The organism is Sodalis sp. C49 (assembly GCF_046352915.1).
Classification (GTDB): domain Bacteria; phylum Pseudomonadota; class Gammaproteobacteria; order Enterobacterales; family Enterobacteriaceae; genus Acerihabitans.
This window is the reverse complement of record NZ_CP163303.1, coordinates 5,189,749-5,210,706: the sequence shown is the minus strand read 5'-3', so window position 1 is coordinate 5,210,706 and position 20,958 is coordinate 5,189,749. Positions and strand designations below refer to the sequence as shown.

Here is a 20,958-nt window from a genome sequence, read left to right as displayed (position 1 = left end):
TCTAACACGGGAACATTCCGGCGGATAACGGATTATAGGGTGCGTTAATGTCTGTTTACCGGCCCCGTAATGACGGCGGGCTCGCAAATCAAGCGCCATGTGCCATGCTTAGGTTTTCATTGTATAAATAAATAATCGGGATTCTACCCTGCCCATGCCACCGGTTACGGCGGCATGGGCCGATTTAAAAGGAGAACTATTGATGATGAAAAAAGCGACAATTGCCGCGCTTATCCTATTATGCAGCCTGCCGGCACTGGCGCAAAACGGCGGTTTTCACGGCGACGAGCCGCCCCCGCCCCCCGACAAACAGCAAAGCGGCTTCAGAGGCTCCGCCGATGCCAAGCAGGTCACCATAAAGCAGGCCAAGGGGATGAAAGACAATGCCTGGGTCACCCTGCAGGGCAATATCGAGAAAAAGCTTGGCGGGGATAAATACCTGTTTCGCGACCATACCGGCAGTATCGAGGTGGAAATCGATAATGATAAATGGAACGGGCAGGATGTCTCTCCCAAGGATTTACTGGTCATCAGCGGTAAGCTGGATAAGGATCGCCACGGCGTAAACGTGGACGTGGAACATCTCCTGAAGCAATAAGCCGGCCGGGGCCGGCACGACCACCGGCCCTTCCCCCGCCGCGCTAGTACTCCTGATCCTCGATCAGCCGCTTGCCCAGGGTCACGCTCTCGATAAGTTCGTATTCCAGCTTTTCATACATGCCGATCACCGCCTCGTTGTCTTCGCGCACCATCAGATGGATCTTCGGACAACCGCGCGCGATAAGCTTTTTCTCCAGACGGCTTATCAGCGCGTTGGCAATGCCCCGGCCGCGGTAATCGGGGTGTACGCCAAGATAATAGGCCGAGCCGCGATGGCCGTCGTACCCGCCCATAATCGAGCCGACCACTTCCCCCGCCACCTCGGCCACCATAAACAGGTCGGCGCCGCACTGCATTTTGCGCTCGATATCCATTTCCGGATCGTTCCAGGGACGCAGCAAATCGCAACGTTCCCAAAGCGTAATCACTTCCTCGAAATCGTCTTGACGAAATACACGGATTTCCATAGCTGACCGCCGTAATCTCAAGCAAATAAACCTAATAGCCTGATTATCGCGTTATTTACCCTGAAGGCAAATAACATCGTCGCCGGGAGCGCTATTTCTTGCTTATTAACCTGATAACGGTTTTTCCCGCGCGCCGGCAGGTAATAGATGGACATAGTTCCGCCATCGATCGCGGGAGATTCTTATGTTATACCCTAACATTTGCCGCCAACCCTCAGAGCATCCGGTCTGTTTTAGCTATGGTCATGAAAAAAGTCATACCCTCCGCCCCCCTGAATATTCTGCAATCCCGCCGCCAAATGCTGCTGTCGTGCCTGGCGCTGGCCTCGTTGACCGCCCGGCCGGGCTTTGCCGCCGGCGCGCTGCTGCCCGCAAGCCCGGGCGCGCCCAGGCCCGCCGGCGGTCCGCACTGCGTGATGATTGATCCCGGCCATGGCGGCATCGATCCCGGCGCCATTGGCCATCAGGGCGCCAAGGAGAAGCATGTGGTGCTGGCGATTGCCAACAAGGTGCGCGACAACCTGGCGCGGCACGGCCATATCCAGACCCGGCTGACCCGCGAGCAGGACGAATTTATTCCCTTGTTCCGGCGGGTCGAGCTGGCCCATGAGCACCGGGCGGATCTGTTTGTTTCCATCCACGCCGACGGGTTTACCAGCCCGGACGCCGCCGGCGCGTCGGTATTCGCCCTGTCCAATCGCGGCGCCAGCAGCGCCATGGCCGGATATCTGTCGCAAAAGGAAAACGCCGCCGATGACGTGGCGGGAGGCAAATACCGGCAGCAGGATAATTATCTGCAGCAGGTGTTGTTTGATCTGGTGCAGACCGATACGATTAAAAACAGCCTGACGCTGGGCCGCCACCTGCTTAACCATATCCGGCCGGTGCATCAGCTGCACAGCCAGCATACCGAGCAGGCGGCGTTCGCGGTGCTGAAATCCGCCTCGATCCCGTCGGTGCTGGTGGAAACCTCCTTTATCACCAACCATCGGGAGGAGCAGTTGCTGGAAACCGCGGCGTTTCAGGATCGTATCGCCTCGGCCATCAGCAGCGGCATCGTGGACTTTTTCGCCTATTTCGACGCCCATGAGCGGCATGCGGGCGGCGCCACCCGCCCTTAAGGGGCGTTGCGGCGGTTGGTCACGGCAGCCGGCGAGGTTATACTGCATGGCCTATATCTCCGCGCGGCCTTAACCCCGCGCGCAATCAACCAGGGCTTGCGACATGACTTCACCTGATATTGGACATATCAAAGGCTTCCTGCTGGATCTGCAGGACAGAATCTGCCATGCCCTAGCCGCGGAAGACGGCGGCGCCTTCAGGGAAGACCTGTGGACGCGCGACGAGGGCGGCGGCGGGCGCACCCGGGTCCTGCGCCAGGGCCAGGTATTTGAACAGGCGGGAGTCAATTTTTCCCACGTGGAGGGCGCGCGCCTGCCCGCCTCCGCGAGCGCGCACCGGCCCGAACTGGCCGGGCGGAGCTTTCAGGCACTGGGCGTGTCGCTGGTGGTCCATCCGCACAACCCCTACGTTCCCACAAGCCATGCCAACGTGCGTTTTTTTATCGCCGAAAAACCCGGCGCCGATCCGGTGTGGTGGTTTGGCGGCGGCTTCGATCTCACGCCGTTTTATGGTTTCCAGGAAGATGCGGTGCACTGGCACCAGACCGCCCATGACCTCTGCCGTCCGTTTGGCGACGATGTGTATTCCCGCTACAAAAGCTGGTGTGACGACTACTTCTTCCTGAAACACCGCAACGAGGCGCGCGGCATCGGCGGGCTGTTTTTCGATGATCTCAACACGCCGGATTTCGAGCGGGCCTATGCCTTTACCCGTGCGGTGGGCGAAGGCTACCTGGACGCCTACCTGCCGATAGTCCGCCGGCGCAAGGTTTTGCCGTGGGGAGAGCGGGAACGCCAGTTTCAGCTCTATCGCCGCGGGCGCTACGTCGAGTTCAACCTGGTCTGGGATCGCGGTACGCAGTTCGGGCTGCATTCGGGCGGGCGCACGGAATCCATTCTGATGTCGCTGCCGCCGCAGGTGCGGTGGGAATATGATTATCAACCGCAGCCGGACAGCCCGGAGGCGGCGCTGTACCGCGACTTTCTGCCGGTGCGCGACTGGCTGTCCCAAGGAGAACGTTAATGGCGATATGGGTTGACGCCGATGCCTGCCCCAAGGTCATCAAGGAGATTTTATTCCGCGCCGCGCAACGGTTGTCGGTCATGGTGACGCTGGTAGCCAACCAGACCCTGGCGGTGCCGCCCTCGCCCTTTATCCGCACCCTGCGCGTCGGCGCCGGCTTTGACGTGGCGGATAATGAAATCGTCCGCCGCGTCGGCCCGGGCGATCTGGTGATCACCGCCGATATTCCCCTGGCGGCGGAAGTGCTGGAAAAAGGCGCGGTGGCGCTCAACCCGCGCGGCGAGATGTACCGGCCCGAGACGATTCGCGAACGGCTGACCATGCGGGATTTTATGGATACCCTGCGCTCCAGCGGCATCCAGACCGGCGGGCCGCCGCCGCTCAGCCAGCGCGAACGCCAGGAATTCGCCCGCGAGCTGGATAAGTGGCTGCAGCAGGCCAAAGGCTGACGACGCCGCGGTTTCACCCGGCACACGGCGGCGCCGGCGGCGGACGGGCCGCCGCTTTTTATTCGGCGCCCGGGCCCCGCTTGCCGCGGGGCCGCCATCGTTTTTGTCCATTATAATAATCAGAAAAAGCGCATTTCATTCTGCGTCTTGTTGAGGCAGTGTTATCCTTAGGTTAACTGTAACTTAGATCAGATGTATTATTTTCTTCATGGAGTTGAGAAATGAATCAGTTAGAAGCGCTAAAGCAATTCACTACCGTCGTGGCCGACAGCGGCGACATCGAATCGATTCGTCATTATACCCCGCAGGATGCCACCACTAATCCATCGCTGATCCTCAAGGCCGCCAGCCTGACCGCCTACCAGCCGCTGTTTGAAGACGCGCTGGCCTATGCCCGCAAGCAGGGCGGCACCCGGGAAACGCAGATCATCAATGCCAGCGATAAGCTGGCGGTGAATATTGGCGTCGAAATACTGAAAAGCGTCCCGGGCCGCGTCTCCACCGAAGTGGATGCCCGCCTGTCATTCGATCGCGGTATGTGCGTGGCCAAGGCGCGCAAACTGGTCGGCCTTTACCAGGATCAGGGCATTGATAAATCCCGTATCCTGATCAAGCTGGCCTCCACCTGGGAAGGCATCAAGGCGGCGGAGGAATTGGAACGGGAAGGCATCAACTGTAACCTGACCCTGCTGTTTTCGTTCGCCCAGGCCCGTGCCTGCGCCGAAGCCGGCGTATACCTGATTTCGCCGTTCGTCGGGCGCATCTATGACTGGTATAACCAGCGTAAACCGATGGAACCGTACGATGTGGAACAGGATCCGGGCGTTAAGTCGGTGCGCGCTATCTATGATTATTATAAAGAACATCGCTACCAGACGGTGATCATGGGCGCAAGCTTCCGCAAGACGGAACAGATCCTGGCGTTAGCCGGCTGCGATCGCCTGACCATTTCCCCGGCCTTGCTGGAAGAGTTGCATAACAGCGAAGAACCGGTAGAGCGCAAGCTCTCTCCTTCCACTGAAGGTTTTCACCAGCCCGCCCCGTTGTCCGAACCCGAATTCCGTTGGGAACACAACCAGGATCCGATGGCCGTTGATAAACTGGCTGAAGGCATTCGTCAGTTTGCGGTGGACCAACAGAGCCTGGAAGACCTCCTGGCGGCCAAACTGTAATCTTTGGAGCATTCAATGACCTCTCGTAAAGTGCTTGCCAATGCCATCCGCGCCTTAAGCATGGATGCGGTTCAAAAAGCCAACTCCGGCCATCCCGGCGCCCCGATGGGCATGGCGGATATCGCCGAAGTGTTGTGGCGCGATTATCTGAACCATAATCCGTCCAATCCGAAATGGATGGATCGCGACCGGTTTATCCTTTCCAACGGCCACGGCTCGATGCTGCTCTACAGCCTGCTGCACCTGACCGGCTACAACCTTCCCATCGAAGAGTTGAAAAACTTCCGTCAACTGCATTCCAAAACACCGGGCCACCCTGAATACGGTTATACCGACGGCGTGGAAACCACCACCGGCCCATTGGGCCAGGGCCTCGCCAACGCGGTGGGCATCGCCATCGCCGAACGCACCCTGGCGGCGCAGTTTAACCGTCCGGGCCATGAGATCGTCGATCATCATACCTATGTCTTTTTAGGCGACGGCTGCATGATGGAAGGCATTTCCCACGAGGTCTCCTCCCTGGCCGGCACCATGAAGCTCGGCAAGCTGGTGGCATTCTACGACGATAACGGCATATCCATCGACGGGCATGTGGAGGGCTGGTTTAACGACGATACCGCCAAGCGGTTTGAAGCCTACGGCTGGCACGTGGTGCGCGGTGTTGACGGTCACGACAGCGATGCGGTGAAAGCGGCAATTGAAGAAGCGCGCGCGGTGACCGATAAGCCGTCGCTGCTGATGTGCAAGACGGTAATCGCCTTCGGCTCGCCGAATAAAGCCGGCACTCATGGGGCGCACGGCGCGCCGCTGGGCGCCGACGAAGTCGCCGCCACGCGTAAGGCCATCGGCTGGAACGAGCCGCCGTTTGTCATCCCGCAAGAGGTGTATGACGGGTGGGACGCCAAACAGGCCGGCGCGGCCAAAGAGTCCGCCTGGAACGAAAAATTCGCCGCCTATGAAAAAGCCTTCCCGGAGCTGGCGGCGGAATTCAAGCGCCGTACCCAGGGCCATTTGCCCGCCGACTGGCAGGCGCAGAGCAAGGCGTATATCGAAAAACTGCAGGCCAACCCGGCCAGTATCGCCAGCCGTAAAGCCTCGCAAAACGCCCTGGAGGCTTTTGGCCCGCTGCTGCCGGAACTGTTGGGCGGCTCCGCCGACCTGGCGCCGAGCAACCTGACCCTTTGGTCGAAATCGGTGTCCATCGCCGATGACGCCGCGGGCAACTATATTCATTACGGCGTGCGCGAGTTCGGCATGACCGCTATCGGCAACGGTATCGCGCATCACGGCGGCTTTGTGCCTTATACCGCCACTTTCCTGATGTTCGTGGAATATGCCCGCAACGCGGTGCGTATGGCGGCGCTGATGAAGGCGCGGCAGATCATGGTGTATACCCATGATTCCATCGGCCTGGGCGAGGACGGCCCGACCCATCAGCCGGTGGAGCAGTTGGCGAGCCTGCGGCTGACGCCGAACATGAGCAACTGGCGGCCGTGCGACCAGGTGGAAACCGCCGTGGCCTGGCAGCAGGCGCTTGAGCGTCATGACGGACCTACCGCGCTTATCCTCTCGCGCCAGAACCTGGCGCAGCAGGATCGCAGCGCGCAGCAATTGGCCGATATCGCCCGCGGCGGTTACGTCCTGAAAGACAGCGAGGGTACGCCTGAGCTTATTATTATCGCCACCGGCTCGGAAGTGTCGCTGGCGGTGGCGGCGTGGGAGAAACTGAGCGGCGAGGGCCGTAAGGTGCGGGTGGTGTCGCTGCCGTCCACCGACGTGTTTGATAAGCAGGATGAGGCGTACCGTGAAGCGGTGCTGCCCCATGGGGTGCAGGCGCGCCTGGCGATTGAAGCCGGCATTGCCGATTATTGGTATAAATATGTCGGCCTGAACGGCGCCATTGTCGGCATGACCACCTTTGGTGAATCGGCTCCGGCCGAGGAACTGTTTAAGGTGTTCGGTTTTACGGTCGAGAATGTGCTGGAAAAAGCGCGCGGCTTGTTAAAGTAGTCTTGGGCGCTCGGTCGGGCGGCAACACCACGCCCGAGTCGACCCCATCGGCACGCTCTGCCTTGAACAGGTTTACCTGCGGATTTCATTCTCCGTGACTACCCTGCTTCTGAAACCAGCCGGCATTTGCCGGCTGGTTTTTTTTATGCCGGGAAGCGGCGGAAACGGTACTCAGGCCGCGGCGCCTTTTTGTTCCTGGGCGATATGCGCCGCCCATAAGCCGGCGGCCCATTTTACGCCTTTGGCCGTGAAGCGGGTCTGGGAAAAGGCGTGGCGGTTTTCCCCGGTGCCACGGTACAGTTCAAAGCGCCCCGCCTCCAGGTGCTGCTGGTGCGGCGTGAGCACGCCGGACAGGCGGTACATGATTTGGCGTTCCAGCAGGAACTGGCGGAAATCCGCTTCTTTGGCTTTCAGTAATTTGCAGACCTGGCGAAACCCCAGGGCGCCGTCGACCACCACGTAGCGATCGAAAAAATCCGCTTTGGGCGCGATAGCGGCAAGGCGGTTTTCCAGCGCCTGGCGGCGTTCATATTCCTGGGCCCAGGCGCGCGCCGCCACCGCCGGGTTGGTAAAGTCCGGCAGGTCGTGCTGCATTTCCCGTTCATGCCAGCGATCGAGCACCGCCGGGGTGTAGCCCGGCGACAGCCGCGCAATGACCGTAAGCGAGTCGCGCTTGTTCAGCTGATATTCCTGGGAGGTTCCGTCCGGGCGTTGATAATCCGTCGCGCGCACAGGCTGGCTTAGGCGCCGGGAGGCGTCCAGGCTGTTGATCAGGCGTTTCACTTCACCGTGGGAGATGCCGGTCAGACCGGCCAGTTCACGGCTGCTCATCGAGACCGTTTGATGAAGGGTTTCAAAACCCGCTGCGGATATCATCATAGCTTTCCCCACGTCTTTATCAGTACGGCAAACAGGCAGTGCGGGCATATCGCCGAACAGAGCCCATTATGGTTCACCACCGGACCGGAGCCTTTGCCGGGAGACAGGCTCCCTGTCGGTAGTGTAATAAATATACAGCATAGCTGTGTATTTATCCAGTACTTTATTAACGCGAGTCGTTACAGCCGCCGATTACCCAGCCGTCCGCCGCCTGGGCGTTATGCCTTCAGCCAGCCCCGGATGTGCGCCTGCTGCAACAGCATAATGGTCTTGCCGTCCTGGATGCGGCCGTCCTGCACCATCGCCATGGCCTCAGGGTACGGCAGCTCCAGCACTTCGATATCCTCATCATCAATACCGCCGCCGCTGTTGTCGCGCTGCGCATCGTCATATTCGGCGGCAAAAAAATGCAGGATTTCCGTAACGCCGCCCGGCGACATATAGGCCGAAAAGAGTTTCTCCACCGTTCCCACCGCATAGCCGGTTTCCTCAATGGCTTCGCGCCGGATGCACGCCTCCGGCGAGTCATCGTCCAGCAGGCCGGCGCAGGCTTCCAGCAGCATGCCGGTGGCGTTGCCGTTAACGTAGGTAGGCATACGGAACTGGCGTATCAGCACCACGCTGTTTTTGGCGCGGTTATACAGCAGGATGACGGCGCCGTTGCCGCGGTCGTAGACTTCGCGCATCTGGCGTACCGGCGTGCCGTCTTTTCTTTGCAGTTCGAAAACAAATCTCCGCAATACAAACCAATGGTCCGATAACAACTTATTTTCGATAATTTTGATCATAAACGCCATGACGCCCTCTATAATCCGACTAAAGACCTGGAACTGTGATCTTGATCATAACGCAAACCGGCGCCGGAGCGAGAGCGATTCCGGGCAAACCGCGTTAAAGGATAAGGTGGGAACAGGCTTGGCGCCGCGCGCGACCGGCGTGGAAAACGGCGGCGTCCGCCTCGGATACAACGACACTAGTACTTCTTTACACGATCTCCTTTTTTTCTCCACGTTTTCTTCGGTCCCGGCGCGTAAAGTACCATGGCGGCGAGCAACGTCACTTTCGCCGTACGATAACAGGACACTCGCCCCGGGGTTTTATTGAATGGCTAATTTTTTTATCGATCGCCCGATTTTCGCCTGGGTACTGGCAATTATCGTTGCCTTGACCGGCACCATGGCTATATTTACGCTGCCCATTGAGCAATATCCCAAATTAACGCCGCCCACGGTGCGTATTACCTCCAAGTATCCCGGCGCTTCCGCTAAAACGGTGGAGAATGCCGTTACCCAGATTATCGAACAAAACATGACCGGCCTGGATAATCTGCTATATATGGCCTCGCAAAGCAGCAATACCGGCCAGGCCACCACCACCCTGACTTTCGAGGCGGGGACCGACCCCAACGAAGCGATGCAGGAAGTGCAGAACCAACTGCAGGTGGCGATGAAACGATTGCCGCAGGCGGTGCAGACCCAGGGCGTGACCGTCACCAAGACCGGCGACAGCAACCTGATGATGGTGGCCTTTGTGTCCACCGACGGGTCGATGGATAAATCCGATATCGCGGATTATATGGTGAGCAACCTGCAAGAACCGCTCAGCCGGGTCAGCGGGGTCGGCAGCATCGATGCCTACGGGTCGCAATACTCGATGCGCATCTGGCTTAATCCTGATGCCCTGGTCAATTACCAGTTAACCACCGCCGACGTGGTCACGGCCATCGAGGCGCAAAACAGCCAGGTGGCGGTCGGCCAGCTGGGCGGCACGCCGGCGGTGAACGGGCAGGCGCTTAACGCCACCATTAACGCCCAGTCGCAGTTGCAGACGCCGGAGCAGTTTCGCGCCATTACCCTGCGGGTCAACAGCGACGGCTCGGCGGTGACGCTCGGCCAGGTGGCGACCATCGAGCTGGGTTCGGAAAGCTACGATTACCTGACCCGCTATAACGGCATGGCCGCGGCGGGCATGGGTATCAAGCTGGCCTCCGGGGCCAATGAGCTCGATACCAACCGGCTGGTAAAACAAAAGCTGGCGGAGCTGGCGCCCTTTTTCCCCCATGGCCTGAAGGCCGAAATCGCCTATGAAACAGCGCCGTTTGTCACCGCCTCCATCGAGGACGTGGTGAAAACCCTGCTGGAAGCCATTGTGCTGGTGTTCCTGGTCATGTACCTGTTCCTGCAGAATTTCCGCGCCACCCTGATCCCGACTATCGCCGTGCCGGTGGTGCTGCTCGGCACCTTTGCGGTGCTCTCTGCCAGCGGGTTCAGCATCAATACCCTGACCATGTTCGCCATGGTGCTGGCGATAGGGCTGCTGGTGGACGACGCCATCGTGGTGGTGGAAAACGTCGAGCGGGTGATGAGCACCGAGGGCCTGTCGCCGCGCGACGCCACGCGCAAATCCATGAGCCAGATCCAGGGCGCGCTGGTGGGCATCGCCCTGGTGCTGTCGGCGGTGTTTGTGCCGATGGCCTTTTTTGGCGGCACCACCGGCGCCATCTATCGTCAGTTTTCGGTCACCATCGTCGCCGCGATGGTGCTGTCGGTGCTGGTGGCCATGATATTGACCCCGGCGCTGTGCGCCACCCTGCTTAAACCGCTGCCGGCAAATCATCAGCACGCGCGGCGCGGTTTTTTCGGCTGGTTTAACCGCGTATTTGACCGGGGGGCGGAACGTTACCAGCAGGGGGTCACGCGCATTTTGCAACGCACGGCGCGCTGGCTGCTGCTTTACGGCCTGCTGCTGGCCGGCATGGCGTTTCTGTTTTTGCACCTGCCCACGTCGTTCTTGCCCGAGGAGGACCGGGGGGTGTTTATGGGACAGGTGACGCTTCCCACCAATGCGACCCAGGAACAAACGCTGAAGGTGGTCGCCAAGGTGGAAAACTACTTTCTGACCCATGAAAAAGATAATGTGCTGTCGGTATTCTCCACCATCGGCGCCGGTCCCGGCGGCAACGGGCAAAATGTCGCCAGGATGTTTATCCGCCTGAAGAACTGGGATGACCGCGCGAGCGCCGATCGCACCGCATCAGCCATTATCGCGCGCGCCACCAGGGAGTTCAGCCATATTTCCGAGGCGCGGGTGCTGGCCAATAATCCGCCGGCCATCTCCGGCCTGGGCAACGCCGCCGGTTTCGATTTGATGCTGGAAGACAAGGCGGGCCAGGGCCATGACACATTGATGAAGGCGCGCGACCAGCTGCTGTCACAGGCGGCCGCTTCGCCTGAGCTGTCGCGCGTGCGGCATAACGGGCTGGACGACAGTCCGCAGTTGCAGATCGACATCGATCAGCGCAAGGCGCAGGCCCTGGGCGTGAGCGTTGACGATATTAACGATACGCTGCAGACCGCCTGGGGTTCCAACTACGTCAACGACTTTATCGATCGCGGCCGCGTCAAGCGGGTCTATGTGCAAGCGGCGGCCAAATACCGCATGCTGCCCGACGACGTGTATCGCTGGTATGTGCGTAACGGCAGCGGCACCATGGTGCCCTTCTCCGCGTTCGCCACCTCACATTGGGAATACGGCTCGCCGCGGCTGGAACGCTATAACGGCGTTCCGTCGGTGGAAATTGTCGGCGAAGCCGCGGCCGGCGTGAGCAACGGCACGGCGATGGACCTGATGGAGAAGCTGGTGGCGGGACTACCCAACGGCATGGGGCTGGAATGGACCGCGATGTCGTATCAGGAACGGCTCTCGGGTTCCCAGGCGCCGGCGCTGTACGCTATCTCGCTGCTGGTGGTATTCCTGAGCCTGGCGGCGCTGTATGAAAGCTGGTCGATACCTTTTTCGGTGATGCTGGTGGTGCCGCTGGGCGTGGTGGGCGCGCTGCTGGCAACCTGGATGCGCGGGCTGGAAAACGATGTGTATTTCCAGGTCGGCCTGCTGACGGTTATCGGCCTCTCGGCGAAAAACGCCATTCTGATCGTAGAGTTCGCCAATGAGCTGAACCAGCGCGGCCAGGGAGTGATCGAGGCCACACTGCACGCCTCGCGCATGCGGTTAAGGCCCATCCTGATGACCTCGCTGGCGTTTATCTTCGGGGTGCTGCCGATGGCCATCAGCCGGGGAGCGGGGTCCGCCAGCCAGCACGCGGTCGGTACCGGCGTTATCGGCGGCATGATCTCGGCCACGATACTGGCGATCTTTTTTATCCCGCTGTTTTTTGTGCTGATCCGCCAGCGCTTCCCGACCAAAGATCATCCGGACGCCAATATCCAGTTATTGCCGGATAACGCGGACGTAACGCCCGGCGACGGCCCAACCCGGCTTTAAACCGATAATCCGCTAAAACGACAAAGGCCACCTTGATGAGAGGTGGCCGTTTATTCGTACGATGATTTCCAAGCTGGTTAGCGTTAAAAAGGAACAACGCCTTTTTTCAGCTTGCCACTACTTGCGCAGCATTGCTTCGATGAAATCTTTCCAAGTGACTAACTCTGTATCAATCATACCCTGCCTCTCTTTTTTGTACGGCGATTATACAAAGTCTCTTTAGAAAATAAAAGAGGGCTACGGATGTATTAATTTTAATTGCCCGTAGAGATCACATAATATATTAGCCTCAGGGGGCTAATGCCCTGTTTTGATGCACGACTCTCCGGCCATGACCGGTTTTTTCCCCGCAATGGTTAATGTTTAGATCAAAAATGTGACAATTCAGCCGCAATGATTGCAATTTGCTAAAAATTGCAATTAATTGCTGATTTTAAACAATAAATCTTTAATCATCATCGCAATATCCGCATTTGAACAGGCAAAACCAGGCATTTGCCCTACGCTTTCTTCATAAGTTCTTTTTATGGTTTGGCGCCCATGAACCAGGTAATGATAAAAAAACATATTCACCCTGAATGCTTAAAAGCGGGTGTCGGGGAGTCGAACGCAACCCTTTATAAGCGCAGCAAGAAATCCTTTATTGCCTTCATTGTCTTGGCGCTGCTTTTTAATAAACAGCACTATGGCCCGGCAGAAAAAACGCAACCCCGGTAAAGCGATACATGGGCGTAAAATAATAAATCGATGCATAAGTTAAATTATTGGCACATTATGTTATCACTTGGGTTAATAATAGGGTTTTTAGCGCGGTAAAAAAGACAGTATTGCCCGTCGTCTATAACGATAAGCAATGATTGCCCCGCCGTCTGGATCCTCCGGCCATTTTCCCGCATTATTGGCGCAACAATGTTTTTTTACAGGTAACGCTTTGCCATGGCAGACCCGGATGTTGCATTTACGCTCTACGGTATCAAAAACTGCGATACGATAAAAAAGGCCCGCCGCTGGCTTGACGAGCGGCAGGTGGCTTACCGGTTCCACGACTATCGCGTCGATGGCGTCGACCGCGGATTAGTGCAGGGTTTCGCGGACGGCGTGGGCTGGCAGGCGCTGCTTAATACCCGCGGCACCACCTGGCGCAAGCTAAGCGACGCCGAGCGGCAGGCGGCCGAAGGGGCCGCGGGGGCGCTGGCGCTGATGGTCGGCCAGCCGGCCGTCATCAAGCGGCCGGTGCTGCAGTCCCCTGACGGCAGGCTTATGGTGGGTTTCGACGCCGAAGGCTACCAACTCTTCATCACCCACAAGGAGGCCTGACATGTCTTGTCCGGTACTGGAGCTGGCGCAGCAGTTAATCAAACGCCCGTCCCTCAGCCCCGACGACGCCGGCTGCCAGGCGCTGCTGATTGACCGCCTGCGGGCGGCCGGGTTTACCATCGAGCCGATGAACTTTGGCGCCACGCACAATTTTTGGGCCTGGCGCGGCGAGGGCAGAACCCTGGCGTTTGCCGGCCATACCGACGTGGTGCCGGCGGGCGATGCTCTCGGCTGGGATAATCCGCCGTTCGAGCCGGCCCTGCGCGACGGCATGCTTTTCGGCCGCGGCGCCGCCGATATGAAAGGTTCGCTGGCCGCCATGATCGTCGCCGCCGAGCGTTTCGTCGCCCAGCATCCACAGCATCGGGGACGGCTGGCATTCCTTATCACTTCGGATGAGGAGGCCACCGGCGCCGACGGTACGGTAAAAGTGGTGGAAGCGTTGATGGCGCGCGATGAGCGGCTGGATTATTGCCTGGTGGGTGAACCGTCGAGCCATCTGCGCGTCGGCGATATCGTGAAAAACGGCCGGCGCGGTTCGCTTACCGCCACGCTTACCGTGCTCGGCACCCAGGGGCATGTGGCTTACCCGCATCTGGCGGATAATCCGGTGCACCGCGCCATGGCGGCGCTCAATGAGCTGGTGGCGATCGTCTGGGACGAAGGCAATGCGTTTTTCCCCCCCACCACCATGCAAATCGCTAATATCCACGCCGGTACCGGCAGCAATAATGTGATTCCGGGCGAATTGCTGGTGCAGTTCAACTTCCGCTTCAGCACCGAACTGACCGATACCCTGATCCGGTCCCGGGTGGAGGCCCTGCTGGAGCGTCACGGGCTGCGCTACCATATCGACTGGTGGTTATCGGGCCAGCCGTTTCTCACGCCGCCCGGAGAGCTGGTGGCGGCGGTCATCAACGCGGTCAGGCATTACCAGGACCTGACGCCGCGCCTGGAAACCACCGGCGGCACCTCGGACGGGCGTTTTATTGCCCGCATGGGCGCGCAGGTGGTGGAACTGGGGCCGGTGAACGCCACTATCCATAAAGTGAACGAATGCGTCAGCGCCGCCGACCTGCAATTGCTAAGCCGGATGTATCAGCGCATCATGGAGCAACTGATCCCATGATGACGCCGGACATGTTGACCGGCCAGACCGACCGGCACCTGGCGCCGCTGTGCGATCGCCATCGCCTGCAGCCCGAGGCGGTCGCCGCCTTTCAAGACCTGCGGCAGGCTGCGCGCCAGGCGGGTTTCAATCTGCAGCCGGCCAGCAGTTTTCGTGATTTTGACCGCCAATTGGCTATCTGGAATGGCAAGTTTCGCGGCGAGCGGCCATTATTAGATAACCACAGCTGGCCGCTGGACAGTCAAAGCCTGACGGTGGCCGAGCGCTGCCACGCCATCCTGCGCTGGTCGGCCCTGCCGGGCGCCAGCCGCCATCACTGGGGCAGCGATCTGGATGTGTACGATCCGGACTTATTGCCCGCCGGCGCGACGCTGCAGCTGGAGCCGTGGGAGTATCTGCCGGGCGGCTATCTTGCCCCGCTGGCCGACTGGCTGGGCGAATGGATGGCCGGATACGGTTTTTACCGCCCCTACGCCCATGACCGCGGCGGCGTGGCCGCGGAACCCTGGCACCTGAGCTATCGTCCCCTGGCGCAGGAGGCGGAGCGGCTGCTTACGCCGCAATTACTGCTGGCATCATGGAAAGACCGCGATGTGGCGGGCGCATCCTGGCTGACGCCTCGATTGCCGGCCCTGTTTCGCCGTTATATTGGAAATGTGGATAAGGAGTAAGGATATGCATTGGCTGGCGGACTACTGGTGGATTATTTTAATTATCCTGGCGGGTATGCTGATAAGCGGCATTAAAGAGTTGCGCCGCGTAGATGTGAAACGCTACCTGAAAGACAAGCCCGAGTTGCCGCCGCACCGCGACAACAACGCAAAATGGGACGACGACGACGACTGGCCGAAAAAGAAACCCTAGCGGCCAGAAATAACGGCAGGTTCCGTCGCGTGAAGAGGCGACGGGTCTTGCTGCGTCACGCCCCTTGAAGGTGCCCGCCGGGCGCGCTCCAGTCACGCCAGCGGCGGCAAGTGTCGCTACTGATATCTTCCAACGCCCGCGCGGTCTCCTCCCGCCAGCGTGTTATCACCGCCTTTTTACCGCTTAATCCCGTTTGCTCCACGATAGCGTTGACGTCAAGCCGTTGCTCCAGCCATAACCGCAGCGCCGCCAGCGGCAAGTCCGACCGGCGCAGCAACCGGCTAAGCGACATGCGGCAGGCCTCCGGCGTTCGCCGGGCAAACGCGAACCCGGCCAGGTTGCGCCAGTCATCATCATCCAGCTCGTCGGCGGCCGGCCGTGCGCAACCGTGTCCGCCGCCGGCGCCGGCGGCATGGAAGGCGTCTGCGTGGATAACACCATCACGAGTTAACAGCGCCGCGCCCTGCGCCGCCAGCCGATGACCGGCGGAACTGAGCGGATAGAGCGCCATGGCGCTGTAGCACCCGCTGCTGGCCTCCCGATGGGTGCCGATGTGCACCAGATGAAATCCCACCGCCTGCCAGAACCGCCACAGCTCGGCGGTCAGCCCGAAGCTGACCGAGACAAAATCCAATGGCGCGGCCCCGGCCACCATGCACGCTACCAGCTGCCGTCCCCACCCCCGGCGGCGCCCGGCCGCGGTCACCGCAATGCGGCTGATGCGGCGCGATCGCAGGCAGGGCGCCGTCCACAGGCCGCCGTGCGCCGCCAGCGATTGGGCGACCAGGCTGCCCGCCGGGCGCCGTCTTCCCGCCCAGACCTCATGGGCCAGCGCCGGCGGCAAACCGCCCTCCGCCACCGACCAGAGCGCGCCGGTTAAGCGATCGCCCGACCGGGCGGCAATAAAATACTGCCCCGGCGCATCCATTAACCGGCGTAAATCCAGCGGGGTGGTACGGTAATGGGCGCTGGCCAACAACTGGTAGAACGCCTGTAATTCCCGGGGATGGGACAACCAGTGTTCCCGGGCGGGACGGATCAGCGCCGGGGCGGCGTCAGGGGGCGCGGCGTCCCGCTCCGCCGGCTCGGCGAACAGCAGCGCCGCGCCCAGCCAGCGCTCCAGCGGGTCGTCTTTGGCCCAGCGCAGGGGGTGTTCCAGGGTAAGGTGATGCCATCTCGGCAGCGTTGCGCAGAACTTAAGCAGAAAACCCCGTCCGGTGCCTTCGTAGCCCTGCACGGTGGTGGTCAATAATACCCGGGGGAAATAACCCAGCAGTTCCCGTAGCAGCGGCATGGGAATGGCGGCGGCTTCATCCACCAGCAGCCAGTCCGCCGCCGGATGATGGCGGCACTGCAGCAGCAGGGCGTCGGGCGCGAAAAAGCGGACACGGTGACCGGCATGCCGCTCCAGGACCTCGGCCGTGGCTTTGGCGGGCGCCGTCGCCCAGCAGTGTCCTTCGCTGCGCGCCGCCAGCATCCCGGCCAGGGTCGATTTGCCGCGTCCGCGCGGCGCGGTCAGGACAAAAATACCGGTTTTAGCCGCCTGCAGCCGGGACAATACTGCCCGCTGTTCATCGGTAGGCCCCGGTGCCGGCGGCCGCCAGCGTGGGAGCGCCGGCTGCGGCGTAAAAATAGCGTCCTGCGGCTGGTGCTGGCGCAGCAGCGCCACGCCGGGGTCGGCCAACAGGCTTTGCCGGAAATGCGCCACAAAATGGGGGGTTGCAATGGGTATGGGACGTTCGCTCCAGCGCAGGGAATCGATATCGGGACGCGTTGGCCAGGATGCCCATTCGGGCACCAGCAGCACCAGCCAACTGCCGGCCCGCAGCGTGCCGGCCAGCGCCGCCAGCGCGTCGACCGCCAGGCCGTGGCGCGCGTCAAACACCGCGTGCCTGAATTCACGCCCCAACAGCGTCCTGAATGCGGCGGGCGCGCAGCAAAGCGGCCAGTCCTCTGGCGGCGCGCCAATCCAGGGCCAGTCCCCGGGCAACCGGCCGCGCAGCATCCGCGCCTGCGCGAGGCTCCATTCGGCGTCGCCGCTTACCACCAGCAAACGGCGCACGCCGGCGCGCCGCATTCGGGCCGTCGCCGCGCGCCAGGGGTCCGTCACGCCGGGAGCCGCCCTGTCCATGTCAGGTTTTGCCAATCAACAGCGACAGTATGCCTGCGGCAATCAGCGGCCCGACCGGCACGCCGCGAAACAGCGCCACGCCCATCACCGTTCCCACCAGCAACCCGGCCACCACCGAAGGCTGGTGGGCCATGAGGGACACGCCCCGCCCCCCCAGCCAGGACACCGCCACGCCGATAAGGATTGCCAGCAGTGATTTCCAATGCAGAAAGGAGTGCATGACGCTGCCGGCGGAAATGGTGCCGCTGGCGATGGGCGCCATGACGCCGATGGTCAGGATAATGATGCCCAGCGTCAGCCCCTGTTTTTCCACCCAGGGGAAAAAATGGCTCAGCGGGGTAATGCGGATAATCAGTAATACCAGGATCGCCACCGTAACGGTGTTGTTGTGGCTGATAATGCCCAGCGCCGCCAGCGCCAGCAAAATCAGCAGCGTAGGATCCAGAAATGTCATGGTGTAGTCCCTGCTGAGTCCTTTAGCGACCGGCAAAGGTATCGCATTGATTCATATCGCCGGTGTCAAAACCGCGTTTAAACCAGGTATAACGCTGCTGCGACGTGCCGTGGGTAAAGCTGTCCGGCACCACCCTGCCCTGTCCGCGCTGCTGCAGGCGGTCGTCGCCGATCGCCGTGGCCGCGTTCAGCGCCTCCTGCAGATCGCCGGTCTCGAGGATCTGCTGTTTTTGCATGGCGTTGCCCCACACGCCGGCATAACAATCCGCCTGCAGCTCCATTTTTACCGAAAGCTGGTTGATCTGTTGCTGCGTGGCGCCCTGCTGCATTTGCCTGACCTTTTGCTCGGTGCCCAGCAGATGCTGGACATGATGTCCCACTTCATGGGCAATCACATATCCTTGGGCAAAATCGCCGCCGGCCCCGAGTTTATTTTTCATTTCATCATAAAACGACAGATCGATATAGACCGTGCTGTCGGCGGGACAATAAAAGGGCCCCATCACCGACTGGCCGGTGCCGCAACCGGTTTGCGTGGCGCCGCGGTACATGACGAGCTTAGGCGGCGCATAGGTGTTGCCGGTGCGCTGGAAAATCTCTTTCCAGGTATCTTCGGTGGTGGCCAGCATCACCGAGGTAAATTTGGCCGCCTCGTCGTCATTGGGACTGGCGCGCTGCGGTGACGACTGCTGCACGGACTGGCCGCCGCCGGTAAGCAAAGGCGTCAAATCGATGCCGTAATAACCGGCCACCACCACCACGATCAGCACCACCACGCCCGTCTTGCCGCGCAGCGGGATGCGCATGCCGCCACCGCCGCCGGAAGATGAATTACGCCTGTCTTCAACATTATCGCTTTCGCGACGTCCTTGCCAACGCATACGCTTACCTACGGCTGTTTAGTTATACCGTGGAGGATAGCACAAAATGCCGTTTTGGACGGCGCCGTCCGCAGGCGCGCGCGGGAAAAACGGCATGACGCGGCATGCCTGTCGCCTCGGTCGGCAGGCCGCGGCGACGGCAGGGAAACGATTGCGTCGTTAGTCCAGCGTTACGCCAATACGGTGGGCAACTTCCTCGTAGGCTTCGATAACCCCGCCCAGGCTCTGGCGAAAACGGTCTTTATCCATCTTATTGAGGGTGGCTTTGTCCCACAGGCGGCTGCCGTCCGGCGAAAATTCATCCCCCAGCACCACCTCGCCATTAAACAGGCCGAACTCAAGTTTGAAATCCACCAGGATCAGGCCGGCATCGTCAAATATTTTACTCAGCACGTCATTGGCCCGGTAGGTCAGTTCTTTCATGCGCGCCAGATGCGGTGCGCTGGCCCAGCCGAAGGTCTCGCAGTAGGACTCGTTGATCATCGGGTCGTGTTTGGCGTCGTTCTTCAAAAACATATCGAACAACGGCGGATTGAGCACCAGCCCTTCCTCTATCCCCAAGCGTTTCACCAGGGAGCCCGCCGCACGGTTGCGCACGACGCACTCGACCGGCACCATGGCGAGTTTTTTCACCAGCACTTCGGTATCCGAAAGCAGACGCACGATTTGCGTCGGGATCCCGGCCTCGGCGAGTTTGGTCATGATAAAATAGTTGAATTTATTGTTAACCATGCCTTTGCGCTCGAACTGCTCAATGCGCTGACCGTCTAACGCTGACGTATCGTTGCGGAATTCCAGAATCAGCAAATCCGGATCGGCGGTGGTATAGACCGTTTTCGCCTTTCCGCGATACAACTCAGCTAACTTTTGCATCTTTTTTACTCCAGTGGCAGATAACGCAGACTAAAAATAAAAAAGGGCGTAGGCCCTCTGTTTGCTAACAAACCGCTGCCCGCGGGTAGAAGTTCATCAAGCCGCCGTCAATACGTCCATGCCGGCTCGGGCGCGCCATCCCTGGCGCGCCACCTTTATTTACCTTTATACACCTTGCCCATCCTGGCGGTACAAACGCCTACGAAGGCTGGTCAGCAAATACAGCGGGGCGTTAGCCCCTGATATTACTTACTCGATGTCTTACTGAACGCCGCCTGGAACACCGCCACCAGCGCGTCGTTTTTCGCCTGGGCGAGGGTATGGCCCTTCGGATCGGTAAACTGCAAGGTGCTGCGGTTGCCGAGATCGCCGACCTGCAGCTTGTAGTCGCCGTTAAGAAGATCCGGATCCTTGACGCCCAGGTCGTCCCAGGTGCCGCTGCCCGGCGCATCATAGGTCACGGAAATAGTGCCCAGCGGACGGCTGGTATCCTTGACCTTCATCCCGATTTTTTCAAGCGCCGCCGGCAGGTGTTGCCATACCACGGCATAAGGGGAACGCACCACCAGCAACGGCAGGCCGGAATCGTCGGCGCCGCTGATAACGCTCAGATCCGCCGTCTGGCCCGAGGCGATTTTACTTGCCTGGTCGCTGTCGAGCTGTTCAATCCCCTGCGCCACGCTGTTCAGCATGGCGACGGTATAGCGCTGTACGACAGCCGGGGCGCTGACCGGATTGCCCTGCTGCTCAAGCCCTAAGGATTTAACCATTAGCGAGGTTTGGTAGCCCTCGGTGCGCAGGCTGACCTGGTAACGGCCGCGGTATTGCACGTCCTCGTCGGCCCGCGTCCACTGCACCCAATCGGTATTGAGCGTCTGGCTGCCGTCCTGGCGGGAGGCGATGGTGTAACCTTTGCTTTGCACCACAGCGACCACCTTGGACCAAAGGTCGCGGGTTTGCGCGCTGTTTTCAAGCTGGATGACCGCGGTATCGCCCGTATATTGCGAGCGGGAACCATCAAGCAAAGCCAAAGGCTGCGCCGGAGGACGAATATCCAGTCCCTTGCCCACGTTCCCGCGGGCGTTCGCGACGGGCACTTCGTAATCCCCGGTCTGCACCGGCAGGATCATCCCTGATGGACTGTTGAGCGGGCGCAGCGCCGGCGCTTTCAGGTATTCTTCGTTGCCGTTGACCTGCCGTTTGTAACGTTGATCGCTGGAACAGGCCGCAAGCAGCATGAACAACGACGCGCCCACCACTTTTGCCACCATCGACTTTTGCAATAAATAAGCCATCAATTCTCCCTA

21 protein-coding genes are annotated in these 20,958 nt (G+C 60.2%); 12 read left to right on the top strand and 9 right to left on the bottom strand.

Annotated elements, in window-relative coordinates:
• Nucleotides 1–202 precede the first annotated feature (202 nt).
• A complete protein-coding gene (locus ABUK12_RS23610; protein ID WP_410014105.1) occupies nt 203–598 on the top strand; it encodes a YgiW/YdeI family stress tolerance OB fold protein in 396 nt (131 codons plus the stop codon).
• Between the two features lie 43 nt (nt 599–641).
• On the opposite strand, the gene ABUK12_RS23605 is transcribed toward ABUK12_RS23610, so the two are convergent.
• A complete protein-coding gene (locus tag ABUK12_RS23605) occupies nt 642–1,067 on the bottom strand; it encodes a GNAT family acetyltransferase (RefSeq protein WP_410014104.1) in 426 nt (141 codons plus the stop codon).
• Nucleotides 1,068–1,312: 245 nt separating this feature from the next.
• On the opposite strand from ABUK12_RS23605, the gene amiA reads away from it, so the two are divergent.
• From amiA to tkt, 5 genes are all read left to right on the top strand, one after another.
• Nucleotides 1,313–2,188 carry an N-acetylmuramoyl-L-alanine amidase AmiA gene (amiA, locus tag ABUK12_RS23600; RefSeq protein WP_410014103.1) on the top strand — a complete coding sequence of 292 codons (876 nt, stop codon included), beginning with the start codon at nt 1,313–1,315 and terminating at the stop codon, nt 2,186–2,188.
• A gap of 103 nt (nt 2,189–2,291) precedes the next feature.
• Entirely contained in the window at nt 2,292–3,212 is a 921-nt protein-coding gene (gene hemF / locus ABUK12_RS23595; protein ID WP_410014102.1) for an oxygen-dependent coproporphyrinogen oxidase, read from the top strand.
• Nucleotides 3,212–3,661: a YaiI/YqxD family protein gene (locus ABUK12_RS23590; RefSeq protein WP_410014101.1), complete on the top strand. Its 450-nt coding sequence runs from the start codon at nt 3,212–3,214 to the stop codon at nt 3,659–3,661. The genes hemF and ABUK12_RS23590 overlap by 1 nt, the downstream gene beginning before the upstream one ends.
• A 221-nt stretch (nt 3,662–3,882) precedes the next feature.
• Nucleotides 3,883–4,833 (top strand): transaldolase, encoded by a 951-nt coding sequence (tal, locus tag ABUK12_RS23585; protein ID WP_410014100.1) that lies wholly within the window; start codon nt 3,883–3,885, stop codon nt 4,831–4,833.
• 15 nt (nt 4,834–4,848) lie between these two features.
• Nucleotides 4,849–6,843: a transketolase gene (gene tkt / locus ABUK12_RS23580; RefSeq protein WP_410014099.1), complete on the top strand. Its 1,995-nt coding sequence runs from the start codon at nt 4,849–4,851 to the stop codon at nt 6,841–6,843.
• Between the two features lie 171 nt (nt 6,844–7,014).
• On the opposite strand, the gene ABUK12_RS23575 is transcribed toward tkt, so the two are convergent.
• Both ABUK12_RS23575 and nudK read right to left on the bottom strand, forming a co-directional pair.
• A complete protein-coding gene (locus tag ABUK12_RS23575) occupies nt 7,015–7,722 on the bottom strand; it encodes a phage antirepressor KilAC domain-containing protein (RefSeq protein ID WP_410014098.1) in 708 nt (235 codons plus the stop codon).
• Nucleotides 7,723–7,940: 218 nt separating this feature from the next.
• Nucleotides 7,941–8,519, bottom strand: coding sequence for a GDP-mannose pyrophosphatase NudK (gene nudK / locus ABUK12_RS23570; RefSeq protein WP_410014097.1), 579 nt, complete (start codon nt 8,517–8,519; stop codon nt 7,941–7,943).
• A gap of 307 nt (nt 8,520–8,826) precedes the next feature.
• Here nudK and acrD point away from each other — a divergent pair, with 307 nt between their 5' ends.
• On the top strand, nt 8,827–12,003 hold the full coding sequence (gene acrD, locus ABUK12_RS23565; protein WP_410014096.1) for a multidrug efflux RND transporter permease AcrD: 3,177 nt from the start codon (nt 8,827–8,829) through the stop codon (nt 12,001–12,003).
• A gap of 117 nt (nt 12,004–12,120) precedes the next feature.
• Here the strand turns inward: acrD and ypfM are convergent, their stop codons facing one another.
• Nucleotides 12,121–12,180: a protein YpfM gene (gene ypfM, locus ABUK12_RS23560; protein ID WP_410016756.1), complete on the bottom strand. Its 60-nt coding sequence runs from the start codon at nt 12,178–12,180 to the stop codon at nt 12,121–12,123.
• Nucleotides 12,181–12,543: 363 nt separating this feature from the next.
• Between ypfM and ABUK12_RS23555 the strand changes: the two genes are divergently transcribed.
• The 5 genes from ABUK12_RS23555 (at nt 12,544) to ABUK12_RS23535 (ending at nt 15,313) form a co-directional block, all read left to right on the top strand.
• Complete coding sequence (locus tag ABUK12_RS23555; RefSeq protein ID WP_410014095.1) at nt 12,544–12,720, top strand: hypothetical protein; 177 nt, start codon at nt 12,544–12,546, stop codon at nt 12,718–12,720.
• Between the two features lie 219 nt (nt 12,721–12,939).
• Nucleotides 12,940–13,320 carry an ArsC family reductase gene (locus ABUK12_RS23550; protein ID WP_410014094.1) on the top strand — a complete coding sequence of 127 codons (381 nt, stop codon included), beginning with the start codon at nt 12,940–12,942 and terminating at the stop codon, nt 13,318–13,320.
• 1 nt (nt 13,321) lies between these two features.
• The gene (gene dapE / locus ABUK12_RS23545; RefSeq protein WP_410014093.1) at nt 13,322–14,449 is read left to right on the top strand and encodes a succinyl-diaminopimelate desuccinylase; all 1,128 of its coding nucleotides are present in this window, start codon (nt 13,322–13,324) and stop codon (nt 14,447–14,449) included.
• Entirely contained in the window at nt 14,446–15,120 is a 675-nt protein-coding gene (locus ABUK12_RS23540; RefSeq protein WP_410014092.1) for a M15 family metallopeptidase, read from the top strand. Before dapE ends, ABUK12_RS23540 begins: the two co-directional genes overlap by 4 nt.
• A 4-nt stretch (nt 15,121–15,124) precedes the next feature.
• Nucleotides 15,125–15,313 carry a YpfN family protein gene (locus tag ABUK12_RS23535; RefSeq protein ID WP_331117783.1) on the top strand — a complete coding sequence of 63 codons (189 nt, stop codon included), beginning with the start codon at nt 15,125–15,127 and terminating at the stop codon, nt 15,311–15,313.
• 55 nt (nt 15,314–15,368) lie between these two features.
• Here the strand turns inward: ABUK12_RS23535 and ABUK12_RS23530 are convergent, their stop codons facing one another.
• The 5 genes from ABUK12_RS23530 to bamC all read right to left on the bottom strand — a co-directional run bounded on the left by ABUK12_RS23530 (nt 15,369) and on the right by bamC (nt 20,946).
• Nucleotides 15,369–17,390 carry a tRNA(Met) cytidine acetyltransferase TmcA gene (locus ABUK12_RS23530; RefSeq protein ID WP_410016755.1) on the bottom strand — a complete coding sequence of 674 codons (2,022 nt, stop codon included), beginning with the start codon at nt 17,388–17,390 and terminating at the stop codon, nt 15,369–15,371.
• Nucleotides 17,391–17,445: 55 nt separating this feature from the next.
• Entirely contained in the window at nt 17,446–17,898 is a 453-nt protein-coding gene (locus ABUK12_RS23525) for a DUF441 domain-containing protein (RefSeq protein WP_331117787.1), read from the bottom strand.
• 22 nt (nt 17,899–17,920) lie between these two features.
• Nucleotides 17,921–18,778 (bottom strand): neutral zinc metallopeptidase, encoded by an 858-nt coding sequence (locus ABUK12_RS23520; RefSeq protein ID WP_410014091.1) that lies wholly within the window; start codon nt 18,776–18,778, stop codon nt 17,921–17,923.
• Between the two features lie 159 nt (nt 18,779–18,937).
• Nucleotides 18,938–19,651, bottom strand: a complete 714-nt coding sequence (gene purC, locus ABUK12_RS23515; RefSeq protein WP_410014090.1) for a phosphoribosylaminoimidazolesuccinocarboxamide synthase — start codon at nt 19,649–19,651, stop codon at nt 18,938–18,940.
• Between the two features lie 245 nt (nt 19,652–19,896).
• Nucleotides 19,897–20,946 carry an outer membrane protein assembly factor BamC gene (gene bamC / locus ABUK12_RS23510; protein ID WP_410014089.1) on the bottom strand — a complete coding sequence of 350 codons (1,050 nt, stop codon included), beginning with the start codon at nt 20,944–20,946 and terminating at the stop codon, nt 19,897–19,899.
• Nucleotides 20,947–20,958: the final 12 nt, after the last annotated feature.